Source organism: Paenibacillus sp. BJ-4, from assembly GCF_020404765.1.
Classification (GTDB): Bacteria; Bacillota; Bacilli; order Paenibacillales; family Paenibacillaceae; genus Paenibacillus.
The window spans coordinates 39507-54922 of record NZ_JAIVEM010000045.1 but is presented as its reverse complement, the minus strand read 5'-3'; the positions used below and the strand labels follow the sequence as shown (position 1 = coordinate 54922).

Sequence of the window (15416 nt, the reverse complement as noted above, 5' to 3'; positions counted from 1 at the left end):
CTATAATAGCTTGGAAGTTCAATGTTTGATTAGTAAAGAACTAATAGCTTGAGAACAACAAAAACGTAGTTACAGACATAAAGGAAGGCATTTAGTAGCTTAGAAAGAAAACTATTAAAGAGGAGAAATGACAAATGAAAAAAGCCATCTTAGCATTATCAATTTCTGCGCTAGCGTTATCTTTGGGGTGAGTAGCTTCCGCTTCACCAGTAAGTTCAACGGCATCAGTTGTAACCCCAGCGACAGTTACAGTAACTTTTGAACCTGCCAACGGAGAAAAAGCACCCATTACAAAGCAGGATAGTCCCACACTTCGTTTAGGCATAGGTAGCACATATGAAATGGAAGGTTCTAACTGGATGATTTTGTACGGAAGTGATGTTGTCGAACTTCATGATTATAAAGCTAAGATGATTGGCTACGGTACAGCTCAGGTTGAAGCTTTTAAATCTAATGGAGACAAACTTGGAGTTTATACTTTTAAGGTTAGAAGATAGTATTTGTATGCAGTGAAGGAGGTGAAGTACGCTTCACTTCCTTCACTTATTTATTTTTATGGATTAATTGGGTAAGTAATTTCTAAATCAGGGAAATACTCTTTTTTTGGATTTCCATCTTTCCCTAGTTCGAATTTGCTCTTATCATCCTTTTTTAAGATATCTTTATAAACCTTTATAGTAATTTCTTTGGGGAGAGAGATGAAAGCTTCAAATCGTGAATCATTTATCAGAACGTTGCCATCAGTAGCACTCCAACCATTGTTGCTAATTAAATTTAGTTGCTTTCCTTTATCATCGTAAATTTCATAACTCAACCACAAAGCAAGTGACGAAGAAATTTTTGAATTAGCAGGTAGCTTTATGCGAGTTGTGATGCTAGTTGTAATCGGTGTGAGCTCAACTTTTTCTAGAGTATAGTCAATGTTTTTATACTCTCGCTTAAGGGATGGTGTAAAAACTAAGTTATTCTTAGTATTCTTTTCCACAGGAATTTCTATTTTAAATGGCTGCTTAATGCCGGAGACAGACATGGAAATTGTTAAATCAAACTTATCTGGAAAAGATTTTCCTCCTTGATTACGTAAATCTGAAAATTGTATAATGGTTGAATTCGAATTTTTTCCAGGTATCGTATATGAGTCAATGGAGTTGCTGGTGTTTTTAGGTGCATAAGAAGAATTAATTTCTTCGCCATTAATGGAAAATATTAAATCATCAAGTAACAAGGGTAATTCGGTGTTTAAAAATCTTTTGTCAGTGGTTTGTCGTTCTAAGGCAATTGATACACGTGTTCCATCAAACATGACTTCCGGTACGCTGAGAGTCAGGCCATCGTGAGTGTCACTAAGATTTGGTTTTGATAACAGCCCTTTTTCGTCCGCTGTTTGTAAACCAAGATCACCAGCTAGCTGGAATATAGAATTCATACCTGGAATTTGTTTCAAGGAGGCAGCCATTGTCGGGGAAATGAAGCGAGTACTAACGACAAGTGTAAACGCCATTACAAGTGCAGCGGAAGTTCCGAAAAAGGTATTGCGAACTCTTTTTGAACGAAAGCTAGAGCGATTATAGCGCCTTGTTTTTATTTTACTATAGCGTTCCATAGTTCTATCAATTAAATCCACTTGTAATGGAGTATTCCGAATAAGCTTTTGTAATTGCTCGATTTCTTTATCTTCCGGTTTTAAATGAGTGCTCAATTTGTTTTCCTCCCTTTTCATTGTAGTTAATTAGCCTATTACGGAGTCGCTCATATCTTTTTCGGATCGTGGATGATTTCAGTCCCATTATTGTAGCAATCTCTTCGTAGTTGTAGTCCTCAAGTGAACGTAATAATAAAATTTGACGATCTTTTAATGTTAGCTGGTCCAGTAACTCGTGAATTAAATTTGTATATTCGTGTATTGGTTGTTGCTTTAGGTTCAATTTGTACTGAATGAAGGATTTGAATTTTCTAGCGTTTCTTTTTAATAAGTCATTACAGTAATTTTGAGCGATTTTGTAAAGCCAAGCTGAAAAAGAGACTGTAGGTACGAACTGATGGATGTGCTCAAGCCCTTTGATGAATATTTCTTGAGCGGCATCTTCTGCTTCTTCCTGATTTTTAAGTAAATAGTAGCAATATAAAAAGATCTGTTGTTGATAACGTCGTATGATATGTGTGTATGCTTGTTTGTCGCCCGCTTGGACCTGTTCTATGACAAGATTGATATCTGTGTCTTGATTATTTGCATGTAGTATTTCCATTAACATCCCTCCTTTCTGCCTATATAACTGAAAAAGGTATGCGTTTGTGACATTCAAATAAAAAAACTTGAAGCTTGCTTTTATGCTCTCTTTATGTACTTCATTCAACTTTTCAATTATCACGGGATTCATTAAAAAAAGACTTCTTTTAAAGGCATCATAAATTAAAGTAGAGATATTGACCATATATTTCACTATTTTCGCTATTTTGTATTAAAATGAATTTCCTATAGGATGGATTTTACATATAAAGTATCACTTATGATATTTCTAAGACTTAATGAGGGGGATTGACATGGAGCACACACCTACGATCCGCTCGAAGATAGAGGCAGAACTAAAGCAAAGAGGCTATACATTTAGCGGTTTCAGTAAAATATCCGGTATTAATCGTGGTACATTCAGCACCATGCTGAATAGTAACCCACCCAAGCCAATCTCCGTTCGGCAGATGGACCTGATTACCAAGGCATTGGGATATCCCGAAGGCTGGCTGTATGAGTTGTACATAGATGAATGCTTTTACGAGGGAAAAGGACACTGGAAACGGATCAAGCCTTTTTTATTGCGTTGTGTGGAGTTAGGGAGGAAGGACTGTATTCAAAAGGTATTAACGAGACTAACAGAGGACTTGTCCTATGTGTCGACGATATTTGAGCTTGCAGAAGAGCTTCATGCTACAAGCAAGGATCAGGAAGCGGTCCCTTTTTACGAATGTGTGGTAGAGAACGAAAGATATTACCATTCGGAGAGGTTGGCGATCAGTCAGTATCGTTTGTTTTGTTACTCGCTTACTGAAGATTTAGAAAGCAGTGTGAAGGCTGCTATTAAATTTGACCCATTTCGCAAAAGCTTACCAGAGAATCATCAGTTGGATGGTTTATTGAAGTTGGCTAATGTTTATTTCAACACAAGTAATTGGGAGGCTGCAATAAAGTATGCAACAGAGCTCCGTACACTGGCTATAAATGTATATCATCAGCAAACTTATAGTTATTCAAAAAATAGGAAACCGGATAACTTCAATAGTGAGAAGCCTCTTGTCGTATCTATGGTCTAGGATATTTATTGCACGGAAATGCCTTGGAGAATCAAGGGTTGTATGAAGAAGCTTTAAAATTCATCCCCTATTATGAAGATTTGTCCTGGTTTGAGGGGTTGGATGAAAATGGTCTACAAGGGGTGGAAAGACTCCAACTATGGGCAAAGGCTAATCTTCTTAATTTAAAAGTTTTAATTGGAGATGTTAGCAGCTTAGCGGCTTATGTCGAGCTTATACAGCAAAATCCTCAGGAAATCTCTCATGGATTAATTTCCATTATAGAATCGGCAAATAAGTATAACTTCTCTTTAGAAGATGTTCTAAATGTTTTCTCTGAGGAAATTGCTGATTATAAGAAATACGTTTCGGCACCTTCGCACTATCAAATAAGCACGCTTTTATGGAATTATTCCCGTTTGTATTTGGGGCTTGCACGTTACTATTTCAATAAAGGCAGATATTCAGAAGCTATTGACAATTTAATAAAAAGCCTTAGGGTATCTTCTCAATTAAACACGAAAAGTACATTTATTAAAGGAATAGCGTTGTTATTCGAAGAATTAACAGATCATGTTACACATGAACAACTTGCAGAATATGAAAAAGTACTTGAAGAAGTGCGCTACAGTATGAAGCAAATGGTTCCCTAAACTATATTTATCTTGTTATTTGATCACACAGGAGGGATTGAAATGGAACATACACCTACGATCCGCTCGAAGATAGAGACAGAACTAAAGCAGAGGGGCTATACATTTAGCAGCTTCAGTAAAATATCTGGAATTAACCGTGGTACATTTAGCACCATGCTGAATAGTAATCCGCCTAAGCCAATCTCTGTTCGGCAGATGGACCTGATTACCAAGGCATTGGGATATCCTGAAGGCTGGCTGTATGAGTTGTACATAGATGAATGCTTTTACGAGGGAAAAGGGCACTGGAAGCGAATCAAGCCTTTTTTATTGCGTTGTGTAGAGTTGGATAGGAAAGACTGTATTCAAAAGGTATTGATGAGACTAACAGAGGACTTATCCTATGTGTCGACGATATTTGAGCTTGCAGAGGAGCTGTATAAAGGAGGCAAGAAAAAGGAATCTATTCCCTTTTATGAGTGTGTGGTAGAGAACGAAAGGTATTACCAATCGGAGCGATTGGCCATCAGTCAGTATAGATTGTTCTGTAATTCTCTGAATACTGACTTGGATAATAATCGTCAAGCAGCTATAAAGTTTGCTCCGTTTCGAAGGAACCTTCCTGAGAATTACCAATTAGACGCTTTATTAAAATTGGCTAATTTGCATTTTCAATTTTATGATTATGAGACGACTATACACTATGCGAAAGAACTTGAGGTACTAGTCACAAGTATTTATAGGCATCAAACTCAAACGAGGACGAAGAATCGTAGAGTTATAAATCTAAATACAGAAAGACATCTAATCGTTTACTATGGTCAAGCCTATTTAATGCAGGGAAATGCTCTCGAAAAACAAGGACTATATGAAGAAGCTATGAAGTTCATACCTTACTATGAAAATCTAACTGGCTTTGAAGGTCTGGATGAGATTGGAACGGTAGAGGTACAGAAGTTCCAAATATGGGGAAAAGCAAACCGTTTAAATTTAGAAATTCTGATGGGGGATATGACTAGTTTATCTCCCTATGTTGAACTTATTAGGAATAATCCTCAGGAAATATTACTTGGGCTAATGACCATTATAGAATCGGCCAATAATTACAGTTACTCAATAGACGATATTCTAATCCTTTTTGCAGAGAATATTAATGAATATAGGGAACTACGTACAAATATTTCGTATTATCATACAAATAATAATCTGCTGACATATTCTCGTTTTTTTCTTGAGCTTAGTCGATACTATTTTAATAAAGGAAGCTATACCGAGGCAATAGACAGTATGCTGATTAGTTTAAAAGCGTCCTCACAGTTAAACGATAAGACCTACTATATCAAGTCCATCACGCTATTGTTTGAGAAATATAAGGATCATTCGACCGAAGAACAACGGACAGAATATGAAAAAGCGATAAAAGCAGTGGAAAGTAATATGAGGCAAATGACCTCTTAGAGCAAAAAGGGCTATGTTTCTCTACCTAGAGTAGAAGATCACACAACTCTTTTAATTTTTACGTGCGTGTTAATCGAGTGAAAGTTAATATTCCTCATGTGTACCAGGAGCGTCGGAGTTATTTTCAGTAAGCTCACTCTCTGACGAGAAAAGTTCCTTTAAAATACGATAAGCTTTATTTTGCTCCGCTTCACTCTGCTGGGAAAGAATATGAACACATCCCCATATCCAGGGCTGGCTTTTGAGTTCTTCATATGAATTAAAGTTAAAAAATGCAAACACGTTTGTGCCTAGTGCCTCGGCTATTTTCTCCAATGTTTTGATTTGGACATTGACCTCGCCACGCTCTAACTTTCCGATATAGGAACCTGTTGAATCGGATGCTTCTGCAAGTTGTTCTTGTGTAATACCAAGCAATTTTCGAAATTGGAAGATTTTTGTTCCTATGAGTTTCGTTGTTTCCATCGACATCCACACTCCTATAGTATGAGTGTAGACAAAGGTAGATCAAGCGTGGAGGTAATTGAATTACCTAAATAATTTGTTAATAAGTCCTTGTAGAGACTATTTAACAGACATTAAATTCCATAATATATTAAAACAGTGTAGAAAAGGGGTTGACCATCATCCAATTTATTCATATAATTTCTAGTATATTGTAATTGGTTGTCGAGGAGGGTGATTTTTAAAATCATCTGAATACGCCGGGAGGTGTCTTTATTGGAAAATGCAACCACGATTCGTTCGGAAATTGAGAAAGAATTAAAACTTGGTGGATATACCTTTAATAGTTTTGGACAAGCTACAGGTCTTAACCGGGGCATATTTAGTGCTATGCTTAACGGCAATCCGCCTAAACCAATCTCTGTGAGACAAATGGACTTGATTACTAAAGCGCTTAATTATCCAGAGGACTGGTTGTACGACCTGTATGTGGATGAATGTTTTTATGATGGAAGACCACATTGGAAAAGAGTTAAGCCGTTTCTAATTCGTTGTGTTGAAGTTGGAAACCTGCGGTGCGTAGAGAAAGTATTATCTCGATTAATGGAAGATCTTACTCATATCCCTACAATCTTTACTTTGGCAGAAGAACTGTATGATGCAGGAAAGTTACAAGAGGCGATACCTTTTTATGAGTGTGTTATTGAAAATGAAAAGTATCAACATTCGGAGAGATTGGCAATTAGTCACTATAAATTATTTCGTGCAAAAATTGGTGAGAATACTGAAATAAACCTAAAGGCAGCTATTCAATTTGAACCTTTTCGTTTTCGGTTGCCAGAGTGTCATCAATTAGACGGATTATTGCATCTAACAAATATATATTCTTCACTACATAAATGGCAAGAAACAATTACACACAGCGATGAGCTTTGGGAACAATCTAAAATTATATATGAAGAAGAAAATAAAAGAAGAACTCGCAAAAACAGGGATTATGTACCAATAAAAACTGAACGACATTTAGTAGTGTATTATGGACAAGGATTACTTATGAAAGCTTATGCCTTACAAAAAATTGGGGACTATGATAATGCGAAAAAAATTGTTGCTGAGTATGCTGATTTAAGTTGGTTTGATGGTTTAGACACCGTTGGGAAAAGAGAAGTGGAAAAGTTTAAGGTGTGGTCTCAGGGAAACTCTTATACACTTGATTTACTACTAGGAGATACATCTGTTCTCCCTCAATATGTGAACTTATTAGAGAACAATAATGAAGAGATATTACCAGGTCTTGTGAATATTTTAGAATCAGCTAATAGGAATTTGTTTTCAGTTGACATTATCTTGGATCGTTTTATCAAACATATCGATACTTTCAGAAATACTCAAGATGTAATATTTATGGACGATTATTATAATTTTAATTTTCAATTAGCCATTTATTATAGCCGAAATAAGAAATACAAGGAGACAATAAATGCTATTTTACAATGTATACAGATATCATTCTTTCTTAAAAATGTAGAGAGTTTCGCCCAGAGTATGGTTTTCTTCGAAAATCATAGAGCTTTATGTGACGAAGGACAAATTGAGATTTATAAATCTATTATTAAAGGGGTGTGCAAAGATGAAGAGGGTTTTTCTTTCACTTTTGCTTTCTCTAATAGTAGTCGGTAATATCGGGATTCTGCCTTCTTTCGATAATATAATTAGTGATAGTTCCCATATTACAGTTTTTAGTCATGGTAGAGGTGGGTGAAATCGCAATTGTGGATATTTGCTTCTAGGTGAGTTTCCTGTTAAATGGAATTAGTGAAAAAAACAGCCCTAGTGTGGCTGTTTTTTTGATTCATTCCGTTAAAGGGATGAAATGGGTTTTATTATATTTTTAACCTGTGGGGAAGGTATCAGCTTGTAAAATAAATGTAAATACCACACCAAACAGGAGGTTTATTGATGTGAAATGGCAAGAATTGGAGGACTGCATCGAAGAAAAGCGGAAAGAATTAAATGATTTGGCGAATGAGGTGGGATTGAAGGATCGACGGGTGTTGACCAAATCCATGGAGTTGGATCGGCTCCTGAATAAGTACAGCGATTGGAAATATAGCTATCGTAGACAACAGAGCATACCCCATAGTTCACATATGCAAGAGGAACAACATGAGCTTGTCCTATCTTATTGATTTTCAAGCAACATGACAAGATATACCTAACTTCTAACTTCACCTTGGCTTCTAATACATAGTGGGGATATAGACTAAACAAAATAATCTCTATTGCATCTCGTACGCCGCATTTTTACACGTTGTTCGTACGGTTTATTGTTCTGCATCACATCAGAGCGGAAGCCATGTAACATGATGATATGTATCCCCAAAAAACCTCCCGATTCACGTTGCTGCGTGACTCAGGAGGTTTTTGGCATTTACTGTTGAAGCTGACGCAGTACAGTGATTTCGACACGGCGGTTTTTTTGTCGTCCAGTCTCGGTCTTATTGTCACCAACCGGTCGGGTATCCGAATACCCCGCATACTGGAATCCAGAAGGCGACAGCTGCTCTCTATCCAGAAAGAATCGGAGTACAGATAACGCGCGTGCGCCGGAAAGCTCCCAGTTGTCCTTATAGATCGATGGGCTTGAGGTGCGAGTGAACGGAATGTTGTCCGTATGCCCCTCAATGCTGATAGGGGTTTTTAAGTCCCTGAACAGACTGGCCAACTTGGATAGCGTGTTCGCAGAGCCTTGCTTGAGTGCAGCCCTGCCTTGATCGAATAAAAAGCGGTCATTCAGCGTAATGACAATACCGCGCGGTTGATCTGACACAAAAATCTGGTTTTCCAACTTGTTGTCTGAAATATATTCTTGAATGACACCCATTAGATTTTGCAGTTCTTTTTCCTGCTTACGAAAGGCCTGTTCACGTTCGGTTAGCTTAGTCGATCCCGCTTCTTTTTTATCGGATGCCGGTTGCTTGGTCGCAGGCGGATTCTTACTGGTGTAGCGATCCGCCGTCCCCGTGATGCCCGAACCTTGCTCCAAAATAGAATCACCCTTACGGAACGTATCCTGGAGGGATTGAACAACGACGTCGTATTTCTTGGCATCCAGGCTGCTCATAGCGTACATTACGACGAAAAAAATGAGCAGCAGGGTGATTAGATCAGCATAGGTAATCATCCAGCGATCACGATGGTCTCCGCCCTCCTTACGCCCACGGCGCTTAGCGCGCGCGCTCATGGAAGGAATCCTCCTTTGGAGCAGCGTCCTTTATGCGTGAGCGACGTGGCGGCTTGCGATCCGGAGTTTGCTCTGTGCGGATAAAAAACTCCAGCTTTTTGCGTACCAGCTTCGGGTTCTCACCGTTTTGGATAGCCAGAATACCTTGCAGCAGCAAGTCCAGCGTGGAAATTTCTCTTTCACTACACGCTCTTATTTTAGAAGCGATGGGCAAGAAGATCAGATTGGCGCTGGCTACGCCGTATAGTGTTGCGATAAACGCGACAGCAATGGACGGTCCGAGCGCAGTAGGTTCGGTCAGACTGCCCAGTACATGGATCAGACCCATTACCGTACCGATAATTCCCATCGTAGGGGCATAGCCGCCTGCTGATTCGAATATTTTGGCATATCCTTCATGCTTTTGTTCAATGGTATCTAACTCAAGCTCTAGAATCTGTTTGATCTGCTCCTGCTCGGTGCCGTCGATGACCAGTTGAAGACCTTCACGCAAAAAAGCATTCGGATGCTCCGAGGAAATACGCTCTAGCGCGAGTACACCGGATCGGCGGGAGGTGGAAGCCATAGAAACCAAATCTTCTATATATTGCTCGGTAGGGTTTTCCTCACGGCTAAACGCCATCCGAAGCGCAATGGGGAGGGTTTTCAGCTTGGAGGCGGGGTAGCTAATAACGACTGCGGCGAAGGTTCCACCAAATACAATCAGAGCCGATGTACCCTGGAGCAGTCCTGAAAATTGGCCACCCTCCCATAAGAAGCCACCGATTAATGATATGATTCCTACGATGATGCCCAACACGATGGTGATATCCAAAATATAATTCACTCCTATTCAAGACTTATCGTTTGCATCCACAGTAAGAAAGAGGTATAATACGGGAACAAACATTCTTATCTAACCATATTTCCCAAGTATCATTGCTCGGGAAATATTGACATAGAGTTACAGGCAAAGACGTTCCAGCTCGGCTGGTGTAGAAACATGATGTTTCCATTTTAGACGATAAGGGTGATGCAGGGCAATGAGTGATATCGTTGTTAGCAACAAGACTTTTGAAATTGAGTCGGAATTCCAACCTCAAGGCGATCAGCCTCAGGCCATTTTTGAACTGGTAGAAGGGATCGCAGAAGGAAAGAAGCATCAAACGTTGTTGGGTGCTACGGGAACGGGTAAGACATTTACCATCGCGCAAACCATTGCCAAGCTGAATCGGCCTACGCTGATTATTGCGCATAATAAGACGTTGGCTGCCCAACTGGCAAGCGAGTTTAAAGAGTTTTTTCCAAACAACTCCGTCGATTATTTTGTCAGCTACTATGATTACTACCAACCGGAAGCGTACATTCCGTCTTCCGATACGTATATTGAGAAGGATTCCAGCATTAATGAAGAGATTGATAAACTTCGCCACTCGGCCACAAGCTCTCTATTCGAGCGTCGTGATGTTATTATCGTGGCGAGTGTCTCCTGCATCTATGGTCTGGGGTCGCCGAAAGAATATTCAAGCCTGCTGCTTTCGCTTAGAGTCGGTATGGAGAAACCCCGCAATCAGATTTTGTCCCGCTTGGTCGATATTCAATATCAGCGGAACGATATCAACTTCGTGCGGGGTACTTTCCGTGTACGGGGGGATGTGGTTGAAATCTTTCCGGCTTCTCAAGGGGAACATGCCATACGGGTAGAACTGTTTGGGGATGAGATTGAACGGATTACCGAAATTGATGTGCTTACAGGTGAATTGATCGGTGAGCGTGACCATGTAGCTATTTTCCCGGCATCTCACTTCGTCACGCATGAGGATACGATGAGGGTGGCACTGGTCAACATTGAGCGTGAGCTTGAAGAACGGCTGGCGGTGCTGAAGGAACAAGGGAAGCTGCTGGAGGCACAGCGTTTGGAACAACGTACTCGTTATGATATCGAGATGATGAAAGAGGTCGGTTTTTGTTCCGGGATCGAGAACTATTCGGGTCCGCTGACATTCCGCGAGCGGGGAGCGACACCGTATACGTTGATGGATTATTTTCCGGATGATATGCTGATCGTCATTGACGAATCCCATGTTACGTTGCCGCAAATTCGGGCTATGTATAATGGTGACCAAGCACGCAAGAATGTGCTGGTGGAGCATGGTTTCCGTCTGCCGTCCGCGCTGGATAACCGTCCGTTGAAATTTGAAGAGTTCGAAGACAAGGTGAATCAGATCATCTACGTATCAGCTACTCCAGGTCCCTATGAGATGGAGAAATGCGAAACGATGGTGCAGCAGATCATTCGTCCTACCGGGCTTCTTGATCCAATTATTGAAGTACGTCCGAGCAAGGGACAGATTGACGATCTTATTAATGAGATACGGCTTCGCATAGAGCGTGAAGAACGGGTGCTGGTCACCACACTCACGAAGAAAATGTCTGAGGATTTGACAGACTATTTGAAAGAAGTGGGCATCAAGGTCCGATATATGCACTCTGAGATTAAGACGCTGGAGCGGATGGCTATTTTGCGGGATCTGCGTCTGGGCACTTTTGATGTGCTGATCGGGATCAATCTGTTGCGGGAAGGCCTGGATTTACCGGAAGTATCTCTGGTCGCAATTTTGGATGCGGACAAAGAAGGCTTCCTGCGTTCTGAACGGTCTCTGATTCAGACGATTGGACGGGCAGCACGGAATAGCGATGGTCGTGTTATTATGTACGGCGATAAGATTACCGAATCTATGGATAAAGCGATCAAAGAAACCGAACGTCGCCGTGCCATTCAAATTCAGTATAATGAAGAGCATGAGATTACCCCTCAAACGATCCGCAAAAAAATTCGGGATGTCATTGAAGCAACCAAGGCTACAGAGGCGAAGAATGATTACCTTCCTAGTGAGACGGGTAAACTTTCCAAAAAGGAGCGTCAATCGCTTATTCAGCGTCTGGAAGCAGAAATGAAGGATGCCGCCAAGAATCTACAGTTCGAGCGGGCAGCCGAGTTGCGTGATGCTTTGTTGGAGCTGCGGGCCGATTAAACTTTTAGTATAAGAATAGGTTGGTAGCGAAAGCACATTGAAAATGAAATGTTTGATGGTTTTAACAATAGTGAGAGCGGCCCATGTGGTCGTTCTCTTTGCGATATATCACCTGCATCAATAACCCAATGGAATATAGCATAACTTGAACTACAGCTAAGGAGATGAAACATTTGGCGAATGAAAGCATCATCATCAAAGGCGCACGGGCGCATAATCTCAAAAATATCGACGTGACGATTCCACGTGACAAATTTGTCGTTCTGACCGGGCTTAGTGGTTCGGGTAAATCGTCACTGGCTTTCGATACGATTTATGCGGAAGGACAGCGGCGGTATGTGGAATCTCTATCTGCGTATGCACGTCAGTTCCTCGGACAAATGGAGAAGCCGGATGTCGACTCGATTGACGGTCTGTCTCCAGCGATCTCTATTGACCAGAAAACCACTAACCGGAATCCGCGTTCCACCGTCGGTACGGTTACAGAAATTTATGATTACTTGCGGTTATTGTTTGCCCGAGTCGGCCACCCTCATTGCCCTGAACATGGCATTGAGATCACATCCCAGACCGTTGAGCAGATGGTGGATCGTATCATGCAGTATCCTGAAAAGACACGACTGCAAATTTTGGCTCCATTGGTATCGGGACGCAAGGGCGAGCATAAAACACTATTTGCGGATATAGCCAAGCAGGGCTTTGTACGGGTACGTGTCAATGGCGAATTGCGCGAGCTGTCGGAAAAGATTGAGCTGGAGAAGAATAAGAAGCATTCGATTGAAGTGGTCGTAGACCGGATCGTAGTCAAGGAAGATGTGCGTACGCGTCTATCCGACTCGATTGAGACGGCTCTAAAACTGTCAGGCGGTCAACTGCTTGTGGACAATATGGGTCAAGAAGAGCTGCGGTTTAGCTCTAATTTTGCGTGTCCGATTTGCGGTTTCAGTATAGATGAGCTGACCCCGCGGATGTTCTCCTTTAATAATCCGTTTGGTGCTTGCCCGGATTGTGACGGACTGGGTGCTAAAATGGTAGTTGACCCAGATTTGCTTATTCCCGATCCTCAAAAAAGTGTGGAAGATGGAGCATTTCAGGCATGGAGTGGTGGAACTTCCACTTATTATCCGCAATTTTTACAGTCGGTATGCGAGCATTACGGTATTCCACAGGATGTTCCTGTTAGCCAATTGACCACGGAGCAAATGAATATTATTTTACACGGGACGGCTGACGAGAAGATTCGCTTCCGCTACGAAAATGATTTTGGTCAACGCAAGGAAGCCTATGTGACCTTTGAGGGAATCATTCCGAATCTGGAGCGTCGTTATCGTGATACAGCTTCTGATGGCATCCGTGAATTTATTGAAGGCTTCATGAGCGCCAAACCATGTAACACCTGTAAGGGACACCGTCTGAAGAAAGAGAGCCTCGCAGTAACCATTCAGGAGCACAATATCGCCTATGTGACTGATTTGTCCATCACTGAAGCGGCTCACTTTTTTCAAACGCTGGAGCTAAGTGAGAAGGAAAAGTCGATTGCCAATCTCATTTTAAAAGAAATTAACAACCGTTTAGGCTTCCTGGTCAATGTCGGTCTGGAATATTTGACATTAAGCCGTGCAGCAGGGACGTTGTCCGGTGGTGAGGCACAGCGTATTCGGCTTGCGACACAGATCGGGTCCAGTCTAATGGGTGTACTCTATATTTTGGACGAGCCTAGTATCGGATTGCACCAGCGAGATAATGACCGCCTGATCAGTGCTTTGGAGCATATGCGGAATCTCGGAAATACGTTGATTGTGGTGGAGCATGACGAAGATACCATGATGGCGGCGGATTATATCATTGATATTGGGCCGGGAGCAGGAATCCATGGCGGGATGATTATGTCACAGGGGACCCCGCAGGAAGTTATGGAAGACCCGAACTCTTTGACAGGGCAGTATTTGAGCGGACGCAAGTTCATCCCGGTCAATACCGTACGACGCAAGCCTACGGATAAGTGGCTGGAGGTTCGCGGGGCCAAGGAGAACAATCTCAAAAATTTGAATGTTAAAGTCCCGTTAGGTGTGTTCACAGCCGTTACTGGCGTATCCGGTTCTGGGAAGTCAACGCTGGTCAACGAAATCCTATACAAAACGCTGGCGCGTGATCTGAACCGGGCGAGAGTTCGTCCGGGCCAACATAAGGAAATTCGCGGGCTTGAAAATATCGATAAGGTCGTAGAGATTGATCAGTCTCCAATCGGCCGCACGCCTCGTTCAAATCCTGCGACCTACACCGGCGTATTTGATGATATCCGTGATCTATTTTCAAAAACAAATGAAGCGAAGGTCCGTGGTTACCAAAAAGGTCGTTTTAGCTTTAACATTAAGGGAGGCCGCTGTGAAGCTTGTAAAGGCGACGGCATCATCAAGATTGAGATGCATTTTCTGCCGGATGTATATGTTCCATGTGAAGTCTGCAAGGGCAAACGCTATAATCGGGAGACCCTTGAGGTTAAATACAAAGGTAAGAGTATTGCAGATGTGCTGGAGATGACGGTAGAGGATGCGACAGAGTTTTTTGAAAATATCCCGAAGATTCATCGCAAGATTCAGACGCTAATGGATGTAGGTTTGGGGTATGTCAAGCTGGGTCAGCCTGCGACTACCTTATCCGGGGGTGAAGCTCAGCGTGTGAAGCTGGCTTCTGAACTGTATCGTCGCAGCACAGGCAAAACAATTTATATTTTGGACGAGCCGACCACCGGCCTGCACGTTCACGATATTGACCGATTACTAATGGTACTGCATCGTTTGGTCGATTCAGGAGAGACGGTTCTGGTTATTGAGCATAATCTGGATGTAATTAAAACAGCCGATTATTTGATTGATCTGGGACCAGAAGGTGGAAGCGGCGGTGGAACGATCCTGGCTACAGGAACACCGGAACAGCTCGTGAAAGTTGAAGAATCGTATACAGGCCGATATTTAAAACCAATCCTTGAACGGGATACACAGCGCAGCCAAGCGCTTCAGGCCGTTGATCTATAGATAGCGATTGTGATCTAAAGATAGCGTCTGTTGTATGTTTTAGAAGCCCTGCACAGGCAGGAAGGCGGAATACGAATTAGCGTATTGATGCCTTTCTCTTGGCAGGGCTTTATTATTTTTGAAAAAAAGAAAACTTTTATGAATTTCTTGCGTTAAAGCATGTGACACCTAGTTTTCCAAGGACTGAAATAATAAATCTATAGCTGTATTCATCGTCATAAAGTTCTGAGTAGTCTCTCTCTATTGTGGAGTTGCGAATGTTTAGGCTCGGACTTGAAGAGGTAAATATATAACTCATAAG

The 15416-nt window shown here is 41.6% G+C and carries 12 protein-coding genes and 1 pseudogene; 7 read left to right on the top strand and 6 right to left on the bottom strand.

The genetic code is table 11. The annotated features are described in order from the left end of the window. Positions 1–91 precede the first annotated feature (91 nt). On the bottom strand, positions 92–271 hold the full coding sequence (locus tag LCF57_RS09585) for a hypothetical protein (RefSeq protein ID WP_226000481.1): 180 nt from the start codon (positions 269–271) through the stop codon (positions 92–94). Between the two features lie 70 nt (positions 272–341). Here LCF57_RS09585 and LCF57_RS09580 point away from each other — a divergent pair, with 70 nt between their 5' ends. After that, the gene (locus LCF57_RS09580) at positions 342–497 is read left to right on the top strand and encodes a hypothetical protein (RefSeq protein ID WP_226000480.1); all 156 of its coding nucleotides are present in this window, start codon (positions 342–344) and stop codon (positions 495–497) included. Positions 498–553: 56 nt separating this feature from the next. On the opposite strand, the gene LCF57_RS09575 is transcribed toward LCF57_RS09580, so the two are convergent. Together LCF57_RS09575 and LCF57_RS09570 are read right to left on the bottom strand one after the other, a co-directional pair. Next, entirely contained in the window at positions 554–1699 is a 1146-nt protein-coding gene (locus tag LCF57_RS09575) for a DUF4179 domain-containing protein (protein ID WP_226000479.1), read from the bottom strand. Beyond that, entirely contained in the window at positions 1671–2246 is a 576-nt protein-coding gene (locus tag LCF57_RS09570; protein WP_226000478.1) for an RNA polymerase sigma factor, read from the bottom strand. The genes LCF57_RS09575 and LCF57_RS09570 overlap by 29 nt, the downstream gene beginning before the upstream one ends. 295 nt (positions 2247–2541) lie before the next feature. Here LCF57_RS09570 and LCF57_RS09565 point away from each other — a divergent pair. Both LCF57_RS09565 and LCF57_RS09560 read left to right on the top strand, forming a co-directional pair. Then, a pseudogene (locus LCF57_RS09565) lies at positions 2542–3938 on the top strand (DNA-binding protein). Between the two features lie 42 nt (positions 3939–3980). Beyond that, a complete protein-coding gene (locus LCF57_RS09560; protein WP_226000477.1) occupies positions 3981–5378 on the top strand; it encodes a helix-turn-helix domain-containing protein in 1398 nt (465 codons plus the stop codon). A gap of 84 nt (positions 5379–5462) precedes the next feature. On the opposite strand, the gene LCF57_RS09555 is transcribed toward LCF57_RS09560, so the two are convergent. Further along, positions 5463–5843 carry a helix-turn-helix domain-containing protein gene (locus LCF57_RS09555; RefSeq protein WP_226000476.1) on the bottom strand — a complete coding sequence of 127 codons (381 nt, stop codon included), beginning with the start codon at positions 5841–5843 and terminating at the stop codon, positions 5463–5465. A 255-nt stretch (positions 5844–6098) separates the two neighbouring features. On the opposite strand from LCF57_RS09555, the gene LCF57_RS09550 reads away from it, so the two are divergent. Continuing rightward, positions 6099–7502 (top strand): DNA-binding protein, encoded by a 1404-nt coding sequence (locus LCF57_RS09550; RefSeq protein ID WP_226000475.1) that lies wholly within the window; start codon positions 6099–6101, stop codon positions 7500–7502. Between the two features lie 281 nt (positions 7503–7783). Further along, positions 7784–8011 (top strand): Spo0E family sporulation regulatory protein-aspartic acid phosphatase, encoded by a 228-nt coding sequence (locus LCF57_RS09545; protein ID WP_226000474.1) that lies wholly within the window; start codon positions 7784–7786, stop codon positions 8009–8011. 242 nt (positions 8012–8253) lie between these two features. Here the strand turns inward: LCF57_RS09545 and LCF57_RS09540 are convergent, their stop codons facing one another. Together LCF57_RS09540 and LCF57_RS09535 are read right to left on the bottom strand one after the other, a co-directional pair. After that, complete coding sequence (locus LCF57_RS09540; protein ID WP_226000473.1) at positions 8254–9066, bottom strand: flagellar motor protein MotB; 813 nt, start codon at positions 9064–9066, stop codon at positions 8254–8256. After that, positions 9050–9880, bottom strand: a complete 831-nt coding sequence (locus tag LCF57_RS09535; RefSeq protein ID WP_226000522.1) for a flagellar motor protein — start codon at positions 9878–9880, stop codon at positions 9050–9052. The genes LCF57_RS09540 and LCF57_RS09535 overlap by 17 nt, the downstream gene beginning before the upstream one ends. 208 nt (positions 9881–10088) lie before the next feature. Here LCF57_RS09535 and uvrB point away from each other — a divergent pair, with 208 nt between their 5' ends. Both uvrB and uvrA read left to right on the top strand, forming a co-directional pair. Continuing rightward, positions 10089–12080: an excinuclease ABC subunit UvrB gene (gene uvrB / locus LCF57_RS09530; protein WP_226000472.1), complete on the top strand. Its 1992-nt coding sequence runs from the start codon at positions 10089–10091 to the stop codon at positions 12078–12080. 173 nt (positions 12081–12253) lie between these two features. Continuing rightward, positions 12254–15115, top strand: coding sequence for an excinuclease ABC subunit UvrA (gene uvrA / locus LCF57_RS09525; RefSeq protein WP_226000471.1), 2862 nt, complete (start codon positions 12254–12256; stop codon positions 15113–15115). Positions 15116–15416 lie beyond the last annotated feature (301 nt).